This window comes from Inhella inkyongensis (assembly GCF_005952805.1).
In the GTDB taxonomy this organism is placed as follows: domain Bacteria; phylum Pseudomonadota; class Gammaproteobacteria; order Burkholderiales; family Burkholderiaceae_C; genus Inhella; species Inhella inkyongensis.
In genome coordinates this window covers 3,821,975-3,838,524 of sequence record NZ_CP040709.1, presented here as the reverse complement: position 1 = coordinate 3,838,524, position 16,550 = coordinate 3,821,975, and the positions used below count along the sequence as shown (strand labels likewise).

General features: G+C 69.1%; 10 protein-coding genes. 7 read left to right on the top strand and 3 right to left on the bottom strand.

Annotation, left to right across the window (positions count from 1 at the left end; genetic code table 11):
• Window position 1 precedes the first annotated feature (1 nt).
• From FF090_RS17990 to FF090_RS17965, 6 genes are all read left to right on the top strand, one after another.
• On the top strand, window positions 2-2,086 hold the full coding sequence (locus FF090_RS17990; protein WP_138858050.1) for an ATP-binding cassette domain-containing protein: 2,085 nt from the start codon (window positions 2-4) through the stop codon (window positions 2,084-2,086).
• A 4-nt stretch (window positions 2,087-2,090) separates the two neighbouring features.
• Window positions 2,091-3,443, top strand: coding sequence for a TolC family protein (locus FF090_RS17985; RefSeq protein ID WP_175423711.1), 1,353 nt, complete (start codon window positions 2,091-2,093; stop codon window positions 3,441-3,443).
• Between the two features lie 108 nt (window positions 3,444-3,551).
• On the top strand, window positions 3,552-5,396 hold the full coding sequence (locus tag FF090_RS17980; protein ID WP_138858048.1) for a hypothetical protein: 1,845 nt from the start codon (window positions 3,552-3,554) through the stop codon (window positions 5,394-5,396).
• Window positions 5,397-5,404: 8 nt separating this feature from the next.
• A complete protein-coding gene (locus FF090_RS17975; protein ID WP_138858047.1) occupies window positions 5,405-7,468 on the top strand; it encodes a hypothetical protein in 2,064 nt (687 codons plus the stop codon).
• Window positions 7,469-7,478: 10 nt separating this feature from the next.
• The gene (locus FF090_RS17970; RefSeq protein ID WP_138858046.1) at window positions 7,479-8,105 is read left to right on the top strand and encodes a hypothetical protein; all 627 of its coding nucleotides are present in this window, start codon (window positions 7,479-7,481) and stop codon (window positions 8,103-8,105) included.
• Between the two features lie 12 nt (window positions 8,106-8,117).
• Window positions 8,118-10,397 (top strand): hypothetical protein, encoded by a 2,280-nt coding sequence (locus FF090_RS17965; protein WP_138858045.1) that lies wholly within the window; start codon window positions 8,118-8,120, stop codon window positions 10,395-10,397.
• Between the two features lie 65 nt (window positions 10,398-10,462).
• On the opposite strand, the gene FF090_RS17960 is transcribed toward FF090_RS17965, so the two are convergent.
• Entirely contained in the window at window positions 10,463-12,298 is a 1,836-nt protein-coding gene (locus FF090_RS17960; RefSeq protein ID WP_138858044.1) for a S8 family serine peptidase, read from the bottom strand.
• A 147-nt stretch (window positions 12,299-12,445) separates the two neighbouring features.
• Between FF090_RS17960 and FF090_RS17955 the strand changes: the two genes are divergently transcribed.
• Window positions 12,446-13,345, top strand: coding sequence for a LysR substrate-binding domain-containing protein (locus FF090_RS17955; RefSeq protein ID WP_138858043.1), 900 nt, complete (start codon window positions 12,446-12,448; stop codon window positions 13,343-13,345).
• A gap of 58 nt (window positions 13,346-13,403) precedes the next feature.
• Here the strand turns inward: FF090_RS17955 and gap are convergent, their stop codons facing one another.
• Entirely contained in the window at window positions 13,404-14,405 is a 1,002-nt protein-coding gene (gap, locus tag FF090_RS17950) for a type I glyceraldehyde-3-phosphate dehydrogenase (protein ID WP_138858042.1), read from the bottom strand.
• A gap of 57 nt (window positions 14,406-14,462) precedes the next feature.
• A complete protein-coding gene (gene tkt, locus FF090_RS17945) occupies window positions 14,463-16,481 on the bottom strand; it encodes a transketolase (RefSeq protein WP_259372624.1) in 2,019 nt (672 codons plus the stop codon).
• Between the last annotated feature and the right edge of the window lie 69 nt (window positions 16,482-16,550).

Below are 16,550 nucleotides of genomic sequence, written 5' to 3'. Positions count from 1 at the left end.
CATGGCCAAGGACCTGTTGATCCACCCGGCCGCCGCGCCGGGGGAAAGAGCGCACGCGGCCGCGCCGCCCCTGATCGAACTGCGCGACATCGGCCGGCACTATCGGCTGGGCGATATCGAGGTGCGCGCACTCGATGGCGTCAGCCTGGCCATCCAGACCGGCGAGTTCGTCGCCGTCATCGGCCAGAGCGGCTCGGGCAAGAGCACCTTGATGAATGTGCTGGGCTGCCTGGACAACCCCAGCAGCGGCCAGTTTCTGATCGACGGCCAGGACGCCAGCCACTTCGGCCCCGACGAGCTCGCCGCGCTGCGGCGCGAGCGCTTCGGTTTCATCTTCCAGCGCTACCACCTGCTGCCGCATCTGGATGCGCGCGGCAACGCGGCGCTGCCGGCGGTCTATGCCGGGGTGTCGGCGGCCGACCGTTCTAAGCGTGCGGAACAGTTGCTGGCACGCCTGGGCCTGGGTGATCGCCTCCACCACAAGCCCAACGAGCTCAGCGGGGGCCAGCAGCAGCGCGTGTCGATCGCGCGTTCGCTGATGAATGGCGGCCAGATCATCCTGGCCGACGAGCCCACCGGCGCGCTCGACTCGGCCTCGGGCGCCGAGATGTTGAAGCTGCTGCGCGAACTCAATGAGCGCGGCCACACCATCATCCTGGTCACGCACGACCACCAGGTGGCCGCACACGCGCGCCGAGTGATCGAGCTGCGCGACGGCCATGTGATCCGCGACACCGGCACGCCGGTCGATCACCAGGTGCAAGCCCAGGCCACCGAGGCCGCACCGCTGGCGCGCACCTCGTGGTGGCGCCGCCTGCAGGCGCAGTGGCGTGAGGCCTTTGCCTCGGGCGTGCAATCGCTCAAGGGCAACCGCCTGCGCACCGCGCTCTCCATGCTGGGTATCAGCATCGGCATCGCCGCCGTGGTGTCCATCCTGGCGCTGACCACGGCGGTCAGCGGCAGCATCGAGAAGGACGTCAGCGGCTTCATGTCGGGCCGCATCATGGTCTGGCGCGGCAACCCCAATCTGCCGCCGGGCAGCCAGGCTCAGGCCTTCCGGCCCACCGATCTGGAGGCCATCCGCGGCCTGGCCGGCGTGAAGGCTGTGAGCACCGAGCGCGAGGCACAGATGACGGCGCGCCACGGCGCGCGCGACAGCATGGTCAGCGTGCTGGGCGCCGAGAGCGACACCCTGGCGATGCGCAAGCTCAAGGTCGACCAGGGCCGCGCCTTCCTGCCCAACGACTTCGACGCCGCCGCCCAGGTGGCGATGATTGACGAGAAGGCCCGCGACAACCTCTTCAAGCCCGGCGAGAAGGTGGTGGGGCGCACCCTCCTCATCAATCCGATGGCTGCACCCGGAAGCGACGCCATGACGGCCCTGCCCATGGGCGCGCCGCCACCCCTGGGCGTGGCCTTTCCGGTCACGGTGGTGGGCGTGCTGAAGGCCGACACCGGCGGCATCGTCAGCTTCGGTTCCTGGCTGGGGCAGGTCTTTGTGCCGCACACGGTGTTCTCGCGCAAGCTCGATCTGCGCACCGACGCCGACCAGTTCAATGTGCTCTTGGATTTCACCGTGCCGCCGGCCGAGGTCAAGCGCCACATCGAGTACCGCTTGCGTGCCCTGCACGGCGCCGAGGACTTCGGGGTCTGGAGTGCGGAGGAGGAGTTCCGCAAGTTCCAGCAAGTGACCGGTGCGATGGCCCTGCTGTTTGCCGGCGTGGGCGCCATCTCGCTGCTGGTGGGCGGTGTGGGGGTGATGAACATCATGCTGGTCTCGGTCAGCGAGCGCACCCGTGAGATCGGCATCCGCATGGCCGTGGGCGCACGGCAGCGTGATGTGCGCCTGCAGTTCCTGGTCGAGGCCGTGCTGCTGTGCTGCCTGGGCGGTTTGTTTGGCGTGCTGCTGAGCTGGTTGGCAGCCCAGGGCATCAATGCCGCGCAGAAGGACTTGCGGGTGGAGGTGAGCTGGGCGGCGCTGGGCGTGGCCTTCGCGGTCTCCAGCCTGGTGGGTTTGATCTTTGGAACCTTGCCGGCGCGTCGTGCCGCCGCACTGTCGCCCGTCGATGCACTCGCACGTGAGTAAGCACATGAACAAGACGATTCTGGCCAGCACCCTGGCTCTGGTTTTTGCGGCGGCGTTGGGCGGCTGCGCCGTCCAGCCCCCGGTGGCGCCTCAGGTGGCCACCGCCATGCCAAAGCAGTGGCAACAGTTCGACGCGCAGGCTGCGGAGGGCGCGGCGAGCTGGGTGGACGACGCACAGCTTGCCGCGCTTCAAGCCCAGGCCTTGGCCGCCAACCGCGACATCCGCCAGGCCGCGTTGCGCATGCAGCGGGCTCAACTGCAGTTGCAGGGCGCGGGGCTGGACCGTCAGCCCACGCCCAGCCTGGGCCTGGACGCCTCGCGCAGCCGCCTGCTGGAGGGTGGTGGGCGCACGCAACGCAGCCATGGTGCCAATGTCGGGCTCAGCTATGAGCTCGATCTCTGGCAACGCCTGGGCGCCGCCGAGCAAGCTCAGGCGGCCCAAGTGGAGAGCGCGCGCACCGACATTGCCGCTGCTCAGGCCTTGATCCGCGCCCAGGTGGCCGAGCGCTACTGGGCCCTGGGCGCCTTGGAGCAGGAGCGGCCCTTGGTGGCCGAGCAGCTGCAGGCGGCCGAGCAGGTGTTGCTGCTGACCCGCCAGCGCGTGCGCGAGGGCAAGCTCTTGCCCATCGAGGTCGACAAAGTGGCCGCCACCCTGCAGGACCTGCGCGCCCGGCAGGCCCAGTTGCAGCGCGAGCAGGCGCAGCACCGCCTGGCCTTGGGCCTGCTGCTGGATCAGCCCGAACCCGCGCTGCCGGCCGAGCCGCGTCTGCCGGCCACGGCCCCCATGCGCTGGCAGCCGGCCGCGCCCGATCAGGCCCTGGCCCAGCGCCCCGATGTGCAGCGCGCCCGCGCTCAGGTGGATGCGGCCTTGGCCCAGCAGCGTGGCATCGAGGCCGCGCGCTATCCGCGCCTGAGCCTGACGGCCGGCGTCGGCACCGGCGGTGCTGCGGCCAAGGACTGGCTGCGCAACCCGTTGGGTAGCCTGGCCGCCAATTTGATCGTGCCCTTGGTGGACTGGCGCCGACTGGATCTGCAGCGCAGCCAGGCGCTGACCGATGTGGAGAGTGCCGCGCTCAGCCTGCGCGACACCCTGCACAAGGCCCTGGTCGAGATCGAAGGCCTGGCCGCCGAGGAGCGTGAGCTGCAGGCGCAAAGCGCGGCCAATCAAGCCCGGCTGCAGGAGGCCGAGCAGACCGAGCGCCTGGCCCAACTGCGCTTCGAAGTGGGGGCCATCGCCCGCGCCGATTGGCTGCAGGCCCGCAACGCCCGCCTGGCGGCCGAGCAGCAAGCCCTGCAGCTGCGGTTGCGAGCTTGGGTGAACCAGCAGGGCTTGCGCAAGGCGCTGGCGGCTGGCTGAGGGCGGTTTCATGCCCCCCGCGCCTGGGGGGGCGCTGGGGTCGGCCCGGAAGAAATTCCGGGGCGAACTGGCTAGGCTGCGCGCCTCTGCGCCAACTTCGCCTCTGCCGTGCCTCGCTTTCCATTGGCCTCCTGGGCCACCCTGCTGACCCTGGTCCATCTGCCGCAGGCTTTGGCGGCCACGCCGACGCCCCCCAAGCCCGCCGGGGCCTGTCCCGTGGGCGCCACACAGCCCGGCGCGCCTGCGCCGGCTGCGCCGCCCGTGCAGGCCGGATCGGCCCCCCCCAACCCCGGCTGCCCCGCTACCCCTCAAGCGCAGAACCAGCAGGTGCTGCAGGCTTGGTCGCAGGCGGTGGGGGCACCCGCACCGGCCTTGGTGCCGCAAGGCGACGGCCAGTCGCGCCTGGATTGGCAGCTGCAGATCGGCGTCGATGCCTATCGGACCGACATCGACCAGCCCGCTGCCCAGGCCGTCTATTCGCCCAATGCCAGTGGCGACTACCACCGCAGCCAGGCCAGCTTTCAGGTGCAGAGCCTGGGCGCGGACGGTCAGCGTTGGTTTGCCCAGGGCAATCTGCTGGCCAGCAACGACCGCTCGGTGATCGCGCGCTATAGCGATCAGCTGATGTCGCTGCAGATTGGCGGCAGCGGCGCCAGCTACCAGTGGAGCGCCGGCGATGTGGCCACGGCCTATTCCTTGCTGAGCACCAATCTGGGCTTGCGCGGCTTTGCCGGCCAGTGGCGCGCCGGCGCCTGGAGCGTGCAAGGCCATCTGGGCACTCTGGCCGAGAGCTGGGAGGCGCTGGCTCAGCGTACCCCCTTGGATGGCCGCCCGGCTCGAAGCAGCTATTTGCGCGATGTGCAGGGTCTGAAATTGCAATACGAGGGTTGGACGGGCTGGCAGCTCTATCTGACCCACCAAAGTTATGAGGACCAGGACGGCAGCCAGGGCGAGGCCCAGGTGTGGATGGCCCCGGCCGAGGCTCGCTCGATGACCGTGGGCCTGAGCTATCAGGCGCCCGAGTTGCAGGCGCAGCTGGAAACCGGCCGCAGCCGCTTCCAGGAGAAGGCGGCCGAGGCTCGCACCGGCCAGGCCACCCTCCTCAATCTGAACGGCCGCTTGGGGGGGCAAAACGGCAGCGGCGGCCTGGCCTGGCGTCTGGGGGCCAACGATGTGGCGGCCCACTACAGCAGCTTGGGCGCCATGGCCACGCCGGGTCTCAAAGAGGTGTCGACCGGCTTTGACTGGCAGCCCGAGCCTTGGCTGAGCCTGGGCGGTGACGCCCGCGCCGGCAAGCAACGTACGGCTGCCACGGCCTGGAGCGATGCCACGAGCACGCCCTTTGAGTCTCTGTTGCTGCGCGGCAATGTGATGCTGAACGAGTGGCTGCAGGGCCTGAGCCTGCAGGCGCAGGACATGCGCACCTGGCAGGACAGCGGGGTGGCGGCCGATCGCAGCCTGGTGCACACCCAGCTCAGTCTCAATCTGGCGCAGGGCAATTGGTTCGCCATGGCCGGCCTGACGCGCTCGACCATGAAGGACCCCGTCAACGCCTGGGGCAACAGCCGTGCGCCGGGTTGGATGATGAGCCTGAGTCGCAACTGGAGCGGCGAACCCGGCGTCGACGCCTGGAGCCTGAGCACCCAGCTGATGCTCAATGGGCAGCGGCAGGACAGCGCGGGTCAGCGCAGCAGCTCGCAAAGCGGCAGCTTTGCGGTGACGGGGCAGCACCCGCGCTGGGGGCAGCTGAGCCTGAATTTGCAGGCCGGCAGTTTCACCCTGCCCAGCGGCCAGGAACTGCAGCAGCGCGCCTATGTGCTGGATGCCAGCCACCCCCTGACGCGCCAGAGCGCCTTGCGCATTTACTGGCGCCTGAACGAACGCAACCTGGGCCAGGCCGATCTGGCCACCCGCGAACAGACCGGCGGCCTGCAGCTGTCGCTGACGCTATGAGTTCCCTGATGAAAACCTCTTCCCTGGCCTTGGCCCTGCTGTCCGCATTGGCCCTGCCCGCTGCCTCGGCGCAGAGTTCGGCACCCAATCTGGAGTGCTCGACCGACCATGCCGCCTGGCGCACCGTGCAGGCCCTGGTGCAGGCCTATGAGCGCGGTGACATTGCGGCCCTGCGCGCGCGCATGGAGCCCAACCAGCCCGGCCTGCAGCAATTGCTGGACGCCGTGTTGGTGGACTTTCACCAGCAAAAGCAGCTGCGCATCCATCTCAAGGACATCAATCTGCAGTGCGGTCCTGATGTCACCGTGGTGCAGGCCTCATGGGAAAAGCGCTTTTTGAGCGTGGACGGCTTCAAACCCGGGCTGCTCACCGGCCGGGTGTCCTGGCTGCTGCACCGTCAGCAAGAGAAGAGCGGTGAGAGCCTGCGCGATGTATGGCGGGTGGCAGCCAGCGGTGGCAGCTCGCCCCTGGGCACGGCGGCCGGTGGCAGCCCGGCCGAGCTGGATGTCGGGGCGGCCCTGGACCTCAGCCGGCTGACGGCCTCGGCCACGGCAGGGGCCTTGTTGCCGCCCATCAACCTGCCCCTGCTGATCGAGGTGCGCGAGCCCGACTGGGCCGGGCGCGCCCGCTTGCAGGTCACCGTGACGACGGATCGTGGCGACCGCGAATTGTTCTCGTTGAACGAGGTGGCTCCCGGTCGCTTCCAGCGCAACGAGCTGCCGGTCAATGCCGGCACCGCACGCCCCGGGGATGGTGCGCTGCAGGTGCAGGCCGGCGAGCGTCTGACCGTGCGCTATGCCGACCCCAACCCCGGCAATGGCCGCCCGGCCACGGTGCTGACGCGCAGCCTGCCGACCACCGGCACGCCCTTTGTGCCGGACGCCTTGCCCGACCCCTTCGCTTTCACCCCGGTGCTCAATGCCGCGCTGGGCGCCTTGGTGAGCTCCAACATCATCACCCTGAGCGGCACCAATACGCCGACCACGGTGGGCATCGTCGGCGGGCTTTATTCGATCAACGGCGGCGCCTTTACCAGCGCGCCCGGCATGGTGCCGCCGGGGGCTCAGCTGCAGGTGCGCGTGGACGCGGCCAACTCCCCTTCGACCCCGCAGACCGCGGTGCTGACCGTGGGCGGCCAGAGCGCCAGCTTCACCGTCACCACCGTGGCGGCAGACACCACGCCCGACCCTTTCACCTTTGCGCCGCAGACCGGGGTGGCCCTGGGCGCGCAGGTGGACTCGGCCGCCGTCACGCTGAGCGGCACCAACGCGCCCGCGCCGATCTCGGTGCTGGGGGGCAGCTATTCCGTCAACGGCGGGCCCTTCACCAGCAGCCCCGGACTGGTGGCGCCAGGCGCCATCATCCGGCTGCGCGCCACCGCCTCCAGCCTGCCCAGCACCACGGTGCAGGTGCTGCTGACCGTGGGCGGCGTGGCGGGAAGTTTCAATGTCAGCACGCTGGCGGCGGACATCACGCCCGACCCCTTCAGCTTCGCGCCACAAAGCAATGTGGCGCCCGGCATCACCGTGCAGGCGGCGCCCATCACGGTCAGTGGCGTCAACGCGCCGACGCCGATTTCGGTGGTGGGCGGCAGCTATTCGATCAATGGCGGCCCCTTCACCACGGCGCCGGGCACGGTGCTGGCAGGGCAGAGCGTGGCGCTGGCGCTGCAGTCCTCGGCGCTGACCAATGGCGCGGGCCTGAGCACGGCCACGCTGCAGATCGGCACCGTGTCGGCGGCCTTTGTCGTCACCACCTGGGATGCGCAGCCCAATCCTTTCTCCTGGCCCAATGCCCTGGCCTGCGGCGGCGGCACGGTGGACTCCGCGCCGCTGACGGTCAGTGGCATCAGCACGGCGGTGCCCATCAGCATCACCAGCGGAGCCGGCACGCCGGCCGCGAGCGCGCAGTACTCGATCAATGGCGGCGCCTTCACCAGCGCCCCGGGCACCGTCTCCAACGGCCAGACCGTGGTGCTGCGCGTGACGCGCTATTTCACGATCAACCCACTGACGGTGCGCGCCACGGTCAATATCAATGGCGTGACCGGTACGTGGTCCACCTCCTGCTGAGGAGCCTTGCATGAAAGCCCTGTTCCCCTTGCTGCTCGCCGGCCTGTGCGGCGCGGCCTTGGCCCAGGCGCCCGCGCCGGGCGCCTTGCCGGCCATGGCACCCGGCGCGGCCAAGTTGCAGTTGCGCAGCCTGGACCCCGCCAAGCCCGTGACTCTGCAGACCCTGCGCGCGCTGCCCCCTGACACCCTGGTGCAGACGCGCAGCGGGCGCCAGGTGCCGGCCCGCCAGGTGCTGGCCCTGGCCGACGCCATCCGGGCCGCCCAGCAGCAGCGCCCGCAGGCGCGAGAGCTGCAATTCAGCCGCAGCACGGGCAGCCCGGCGGTCAATCTGGCACCGGGCGTCAACCTGGCGGCCGTGATGGCCCGTCCGGCCACCGATGTGGTGCAACTGCCCAATGGCCAGCGCCTGAGCGTGGCCGATCTGCAAAAGCTGGACGCCCTCTCGCGCCAGATCAACGGGCGGGGTTTCGTGGCCGGCACACCAGCCCGGGCGCCGGCCGGACCCGCCATCAAGATCGACAGCGCGCGCGATCTGGACAAGCTGCGCAGCCAGCCCGACAGCACCGTGCTGGAGAACCCCCAAGGCCAGCGCATCACGCTGGGTGAGCTGCGCCAGGCCGCGCGGCGCGGTCAGTAAAGGGGGCGAGCGATGAACTGGAGCCGCTTGCGCCTGAGTCTGGGCGCCCTGCTGTTGCCGCTGTTGCTGGCGCTGCCCCTGCCGGCCAAGGCCGTGGATGTGTTGGGGCTGGTGGATCAGTTGGCGGGCATGGGCGTCTGGCCCTCCTCGTTGCCGCCGCCGTCCACGGTCAAGAACGTGATCCAGGTCTACGACCAGTGCGGCAGCATTGGCAGCGACATGGAGTTGATCGCCTGCGTTGAGGAGCTGCTGGACAACGGCAGCACCGGCGGCGTGATCGCCGAGGCCGGCGCCGACAAATGGGTGCGTCTGGCGATCGAGATTTACCTCGACATCAAGACCGGCGACTACATCGAGCTGATCAAGGACGGCGGCAAGCCCCTGGGCTGCGCGTTGGCCAATGTGCTCACCGGCGTGGATGTGTGCGGCGCCATCGAGGCCTTGATCGCCATCGGAGGGGCGGCCGTCGATGTGGTCAAGGCCTTCATATCGGGGCTGAACTCGGCCGCCGAATGGATAGGCTGCGTGCTCAACGGCTGTGGAGGCGGAGGGACGGGCAAGAGCACCAGCAACGCCGAGTACCTGTTCGAGTTCTACAAGACCAAGGCGGCCGCCGGGTTGATGGCGCGCTTTTCACCCGACTTGCTGCCCTGGACCCAGCACCTGGCGCGACTGCGTCAGTCCGGCCTGGCCACGCGCGACCTCGACACCGGCGCCCCGTTCCCCATCCATCACACCCCCAATGAGTCCGAGCTGCAGCAGGCCGCCACGGCCTACATCGCCTTCATCGGCGAGCGCTGGGACGTCGAACTGGCCAAGACCGGACCCGCCCAGCTGCAGGCCCAGCGCCAGGCCTGGAAGACCAAGGTGGAGCGCGAGGCCCTGGTGGGTCTGTTCAATGCCGATCCGGCCAAGCGCGAGGGTCTGGTGCAAAGCTGGACCCAGCAATGCGTGGCCGCGGATCTGCTGGGCAAGATGCTGCAGAACTGGAAGGCCGAGCGCGGTGCGTTGGCGGCCGGCCACCCGATGAACGGCCATGCGCTGCCGGAGGCCCATTGCCAGGCCGTGGTGCAACTGTTCAAGGCCGAGAGCGCCTGGAAGGGGCGCCAGACCGCCTTGGCCCAGGGCTGCAGCGCCAAGGCGGGTGGCGGCGGGTTTGACAGCTTCCAGTGCCAAAGCGGTGCCGGCCTGAACGCCTGCCAGACCGCCCACAACGCACTCAGCACCGCCGTGGCCCAGGCCCCATCGGCCAAGCCCTTGCCCGAGCCGATGTGCCACAAGCAGATCGGTCCGGCCGGCCCGGCCTTCCTGGCCTTGCTGCAGCAGCGCGACCCGCAGCAGCGTTGCAGCCTGCAACCGAGTGGCAGCGTGGTGCTGTGCAGCCGTGACCTCTCGGTCAGCCGTGCCTGCCAGCCGGCCGTGCAGCAGTACCAATTGCAGAGCGCGCAGCGCCCCGATTGGCCGCTGATCCAGGTCGAGTGCAAGCTGCAGCGCGATGGCGCCTACCAGGCTCTGGTGGCGCAGACTGAGTCCAGCGCACGCCAGTGGGCGCAGCGCCTGGAAAGCGAGGTGCAGGCTGCCGCCAACCAGTACAACCAGCATCAGGGCAATCCGGCGCTGAAGATCTCGCTGCCGCACCTCAGCTACGCCGGTCTGTTCGAGATCTCGCCCGAGGATCCGCTGCTGATCCGTGCCAAGCTCAACGCCAGCCTCAAGACTTTTGTCCTGGCGCAGTTGCCCAAACTCAGCCCGCCCCTGACCCCCGCCGATGCGGGTGACCCTGGCAATGATGGGCAGGACAAGCCGGGCTTTTTGGAAGTGGTGGTCCAAAGCCCGCAGGAGCAGGCGATGGCGGCCCAGATCCAGCAGGTCATCGAGAAGAAGGTGCAGGGCTTGAGCGCGGATCCCAGGCTCAACATCGGCGCGCCCCGGGCGGCCGACCCCGTCATCAATCCGGGCCATTCGGCCAACCAAGGCCTGCCGGGTGCTGCGGCCGTCAACCCAGGCGCTGCGGTCGCCGGCCAGGGCATGCCGGCGGTCAGCGGCATGCAGCTGCCGCAGGGTTTGGGTCAGCAGGGCCTGCCCGGCATGACACCCGGCACCAGCCCAGGCATGGGCGCCATGCCGGTGCAGCAGCTGAACTCGCTACCGATGCAGGAACAGCAGCAGCTGATGGCGGCGGGCTGCATGCCGCGCCAACCGGGCGTGATGGTCTGCCCCAAGCCCCAGGGTATGGCCCTGTGCCAGCGCCTGCTGCAGCAACGCAAGCTGAGCGCCTGCTTGCCGTCTTGATGCGCTAAGGGGCGCGCCCGGGCACCGGGTGCGCCACCGGCCGGGGCCTGAGCCCCGGCACCTTCTCAGTCGTGCGGCGGCGGAGGCGGTGCGCGTCGACGCCCCAGCGCAAAGGCGGCCAAGCCCAAGCCAAGCAGACCCACCGGACCGGTCGATCCACCGCCGCCACTGGACGGAGCAGGAGCCGGCGGAGGCGGCGGAGGCGGTGGAGGCGGTGGAGGCGGTGGAGGCGGTGGAGGCGGTGGAGGCGGAGGCGGTGGAGGCGGAGGCGGTGGTGGTGGTGGCGGAGGCGGTGGCGGCGAGGGCGGCAAACCGGCCGCCGCGCGCACCGCTGCGTTGGCATCCAGCATGCCGGTGCCACAGGTACTCGTCGTGCAATAGCACTCCAACACCTCGGTGCTCTTCACTGGGGCCGGGCAGTTCAGCGTGCCCGCATCGGATCCCGTCGTGGGATAGGCCCGGGTGGTGCTGGTGAGGAGGTTTTTGACGGCGGCCGGCGTCAGGCTGGGGTTCACCGCGAACAGCAGCGCGGCCGTGCCCGCCACGAGCGGCGTGGCGAAGCTGGTGCCCACCGACGCATTGGTGTCGCTGTAGCCATTCACCGTGGGGCCCTGCAGGCCTTTGTTGGTGGTGCTCAGCATGGGGTACAGGCAGGCCCCGGTGGTGTTCACGCAATTGCCGCCAGGCGCACCCAGCGCCACCTCTGGGCCCATGCTGGAAAAGCCCACCTTGGTGCCGATGTGGCGCAACCCCGCCACGGCGATGGCGCCGGCGCAGTTGCCCGGGGTGTCCACGGGTTCGCCGGCCGAGTTGCCGGCCGCCACCACCACCACGGCGCCGCGTGCATTGGCATTGGCAATCGCTTCAGGGTAGAGCGGGTTGTCGCAGGGGCCGCTGCCGCCCAGGCTCATGTTCAGCACCTTGACCGGCACCGCCGAGTTGCGCGCCGGCACGCCCGGCACGGCAACGCCCACCGACCAGTTCATCCCCGCCACGATGTCGCTGTCGTAGCCACCGCATTTGCCCAGCACGCGCACCGGCACGATCTTGGCGTTCCAACTGGCGCCGGCGATGCCGATGCCGTTGTTGCCGGTGGCGGCGATCAGCCCCGACACATGGGTGCCGTGCCAGCTGCTGTTGCCGATGTCGTCTTTGGTACAGCCCGAGCCCAAGCTGCCGCCGTCGATGTCGGCCTGCGAGACCCAGTCGCCGGGATCGCTCGGGTCGGCATCGTGCAGATCGCCATCGTTGGCCACCGCAATGCGCACGCTGCCGCCGCCCCCGGCGCCGATCATGTCGTAGCCCGGCAGCAGGTTGGCCACCAGATCCGGATGGTCCAGGCGCACGCCGGTGTCCAGCACGGCCACGGCCACATTGGTCGAACCGGTCGTCACATCCCAGGCGCGCTGGGCGTCGATGGACGAGCGCACCGTGGCGTCCGGGGTCTTCAAATACCACTGGCCCTGGCCGGTGCCGCCGGTGGCGTAGAGCGCGTCATTGGGCACGGCGCTGTGGCGTCGCACGCGGTCCACCACCACGAATTCGACCTCGGGGTCCATGGCCAGGCGCTGGCGCAGGGTGTTGGAGTCCAGCCCGGCACCAAACACCACCTGGGTGCGGGCGTCCAGAGCGCGGCCGGCAGTCAGGCGCAAGGCACTGCGCTGCCCCAGGCGCTCGGCGCGGCGGGTGGCGATGTCCTGCACCTCATGCAGGGGCGCTCGCTCGCTCAGGGCGCGGGCCTTGATGCCGGGCGACTCGGCGCGCAGGCGCACGATGACCCGCCCTTCCAGCGCGACCGGGCTGGCGGGGTTGACGGCCGGAATGCCGGTCAGCGGGTTGGCCACCAGGCCAATGCCCACCAGGGCTTGCAGCAATCGATTCAGACGCAAGGGGGTGCTCATGGGGCACTCGGCAGGCAAGAAGGGGCATCGAGTTTAGGAGCCCCCGCCCGCCTGCCGCCTCCTTAGAAACGCGCCATCCGCTTGCCCAGGTGCTTCGTCCCGTTGGCCGACTACGATGCCTTTACACCATCAGCCTGCGCGCCGCCCATGGACAAGATTCAGCTGATCCAGACCTTTCTGGCTGTCGTCCAGGAAGGGGGCTTTGCCGGTGCGGCGCGCTCGCTCAGCGTCTCGCCTCCGGTGGTCACGCGGGCCATCAATGAGTTGGAGGAGCGGCTGGGCGTGCGGCTGCTGACGCGCACCACGCGGATCGTGAAGGTGACGCCGGCCGGTAGCCAGTACGCAGCGGATTGCCAGCGCATCCTGGAAGACCTGCGCGTGGCCGAGGAGCTGGCCTGCGGTCTGCATGGCCAGGCCAAGGGCGAGCTCAAGTTGACGGCGCCAGGGTGGTTCGGGGCCAAATTCCTGGCGCCCTTGGTGGCCGAATTTCTGCTGGCGCATCCGCAGGTGAGCGCGCAGTGCCTGTTCATGGACCGCGTGGTCAATCTGCTGGAGGAGGGGGTGGACGTGGCGCTGCGCTTTGCCGCACTGCCCGACTCGACCATGCAGGCCATCCCGGTGGGGCGGATGCGCGTGGTGACGGTGGCCGCGCCGGCCTATCTGGCGCGCCGGGGCCGGCCGCGGCGGCCCGACGACCTGCAAGTTCACGAGACCGTGGCGAGCTCGGTGGCACCGGGCATGGAGCTGCGCTTCCGGGTGGACGGGCAGCCCCATGTGGTGCGGGTGAATCCCCGCCTGTTGTGCACCACCAATGAGGCCGTGGTGGCGGCGGCCGTGGCCGGCTTCGGGGTCGCCCAGCAGATGCTCTACAAGGTGGCCGACCCGCTGGCTGCCGGGCAATTGGTGCCGGTGCTGGAGGACTTTGAGCCGCCGCCGCTGCCCGTTAATTTGCTGCACCGCGAGGGTCGGTTTGGCAGCCTCAAGGTGCGCAGCTTCCTCGACTTTGCCGCCGCCGGTTTGCGCCAGCTGCCGGTGTTGCAGGCCTGATCCCGAGCAGAAAAAAAGGGGCACCGAGGTGCCCCTTGTGGAACGCGCAATGCCGGAATCAGGCGGCGATCACGCGCACCATTTCCAGGCACTTGTTCGAGTAGCCCCACTCGTTGTCGTACCAGCTCACCACCTTCACGAAGGTGCTGTCCAGCGCGATGCCGGCCTCGGCGTCGAACACCGAGGTGCAGGGCTCGCCACGGAAGTCGGTGGCCACCACTTTGTCTTCGGTGTAGCCCAGCACGCCCTTCAGGGCGCCCTGGCTTTGGGCCTTCATCTCGGCACAGATCTCGGCGTAGGTGGCGGGGCTGTTCAGCTCGACGGTCAGGTCGACCACCGACACATCGCTGGTGGGCACGCGGAAGCTCATGCCGGTCAGCTTCTTGTTCAGCGCCGGGATCACCACGCCCACGGCCTTGGCGGCACCGGTGCTGCTGGGGATGATGTTTTCCAGGATGCCGCGGCCACCGCGCCAGTCCTTGTTGCTCGGGCCGTCCACGGTCTTTTGCGTGGCGGTGGCAGCGTGCACGGTGGTCATCAGGCCGCGCTTGATGCCCCACTTGTCGTTCAACACCTTGGCCACCGGGGCCAGGCAGTTGGTGGTGCAGCTGGCGTTGGAGACGATGGCCTGGCCGGCGTAGCTCTCGTGGTTCACGCCGTAGACGAACATCGGGGTGTCGTCCTTGCTCGGAGCCGACAGCAGCACCTTCTTGGCGCCAGCGGCCAGATGCTTCTCGGCGGTGGCCTTGTCCAGGAACAGGCCGGTGGCCTCGATCACGATGTCGGCACCGATCTCGTTCCACTTCAGGGCGGCGGGGTCGCGCTCGGCGGTCAGGCGGATCGACTTGCCATTGACGATCAGCTTGCCGCCCTCGACGCTGACTTCACCCTTGAAGCGGCCGTGCACGCTGTCGTACTTCAGCATGTAGGCCAGGTAGTCGGGCTCGAGCAGGTCGTTGATGCCGACGATCTCGATGTCGTTGCCGAAGTTCTGCACCGCAGCGCGGAACACCATGCGACCGATGCGGCCGAAGCCGTTGATGCCAACCTTGATGGTCATGAAAGTCTCCAGGGGATAAAGAAAAAAGTACGGGACGCCTGAGCGTCCCGCGAGCAATCACTTGTGTTTCTTCAGCACCGCCTTGACGGTGGCCACCACGTTCTCAGCCGTGAAGCCGAAGTGCTTGAACAGCACATTGCCGGGGGCCGACTCGCCGTAGCGGTCGATACCGATGACGGCGTCGCAGCCGTACTTCCACCAGCCATCGGTCACGCCGGCCTCGATGGCGATGCGCGGCAGCTTCTTGGGCAGCACGTCCTTCTTGTAGTCCTTGTCCTGGCGGTCGAACACCGAGGTCGAGGGCATGGACACCACGCGCACACCGATGCCTTCTTCGGCCAGCAGCTTCTGTGCGTGCAGGGCCCATTGCACTTCGGAGCCGGTGGCCAGGATCACGGCCTTGGCCTTCTTCAGGCCCACCTCGCTGGGTTCGGCCAGCACATAGGCGCCGCGCGCAATGGCACCCAGGTCCGCCTTGGGGGCGTAGGGCAGGTTCTGGCGCGACAGCATCAGGGCCGAGGGACCATCCTGGCGGGCGATGGCAGCGGCCCAGGCCATGGCGGTCTCGGCGGTGTCGGCCGGGCGCCAGACGTCCAGATGAGGAATCAGGCGCAGGCTGGCCGTGTGCTCGATCGACTGGTGCGTCGGGCCGTCCTCGCCCAGGCCGATGGAGTCGTGCGTGAACACATGCACCACGCGGCGCTTCATCAGCGCGGCCATGCGGATGGCGTTGCGGCTGTAGTCGCTGAAGGTCAGGAAGGTGCCGCCGTAGGGGATGAAGCCGCCGTGCAGGGCCACGCCGTTCATGATGGCGGCCATGCCGAACTCACGCACGCCGTAGTTGATGTGGCGGCCGCCGTTGGGGGTGCCGGCGTCATCAAAGCGCAGGGCGGTGGCGCTCTTGGTGTTGGTGAGGTTGGAGCCGGTCAGGTCGGCGCTGCCACCCAGCAGCTCGGGCAGGGCGGCGGTAAAGGCTTCCAGTGCCAGCTGGCTGGCCTTGCGGGTGGCCACGGTCTCGGCCTTGGCCGCCGTGTCCTGCAGCACATCGGCCACCAGCTTGGCGTAGTTCTGCGGCAGCTCGCCGGCCATGCGGCGCTGGTACTCGGCGGCCAGCTCGGGGTGGGCCTTGGCATAGGCCTCGAAGCCCTGTTGCCAGGCGCTCTGGGCCTTGGCGCCGGCGGCCTTGGCGTCCCAGGCGGCATAGACCTCGGCCGGGATCACGAAGGGCTCATGCGCCCAACCCAATGCCTCGCGGGTCAGCTTGATCTCGTCCGGCCCCAGGGCCTCGCCGTGGGCCTTGGCGGTGCCGGCGCGGTTGGGGCTGCCCTGACCGATCACGGTCTTGGCGCGGATCAGGGTGGGCTTGGCGCTGCTGGCCTTGGCTTGCGCCAAGGCGGCCGACACGGCCTTCACGTCGTGGCCGTCGATGGGGCCGATGACGTTCCAGCCATAGGACTCGAAGCGCTTCGTCACATCGTCCACATACCAGGGGGCGACCTGGCCGTCGATGGAGATCCCGTTGTCGTCGTAGACGGCGATCAGCTTGTTCAGGCCCCAGGCGCCGGCCAAGGCGCAGGCCTCGTGGCTGATGCCTTCCATCATGCAGCCGTCACCCAGGAAGACATGGGTGTGATGGTCCACCACCGCATGGCCCTCGCGGTTGAACTCCTTGGCCAGCAGCTTCTCGGCCAGCGCCATGCCCACGGCGTTGGCAATGCCCTGGCCCAGCGGGCCGGTGGTGGTCTCCACGCCCGGGGTCACGTCCACTTCGGGGTGGCCCGGGGTCTTGCTGTGCAGCTGGCGGAAGGCCTTGAGGTCGTCGATGGTGAGCGCGTAGCCCGTCAGGTGTAGCAGGGCATAGATCAGCATCGAGCCGTGGCCGTTGCTCAGCACGAAGCGGTCGCGGTTGCTCCACTGCGGATCGGCCGGGTTGTGCTTGAGCACGCCACCCCAGAGCGCCACCGCGCATTCGGCCATGCCCATGGGCGCGCCCGGGTGACCGGAGTTGGCGGCTTGGACAGCGTCCATCGCCAGCGCGCGGATTGCGTTGGCCATCTGGGTAGTGTTTTGCGACATGGGCGGCGGGGGGTGGCTAGGGGAAAACGCGGGATTTTAGAGAGCCCCGGAGGGCGCCCTGTGGCGTGC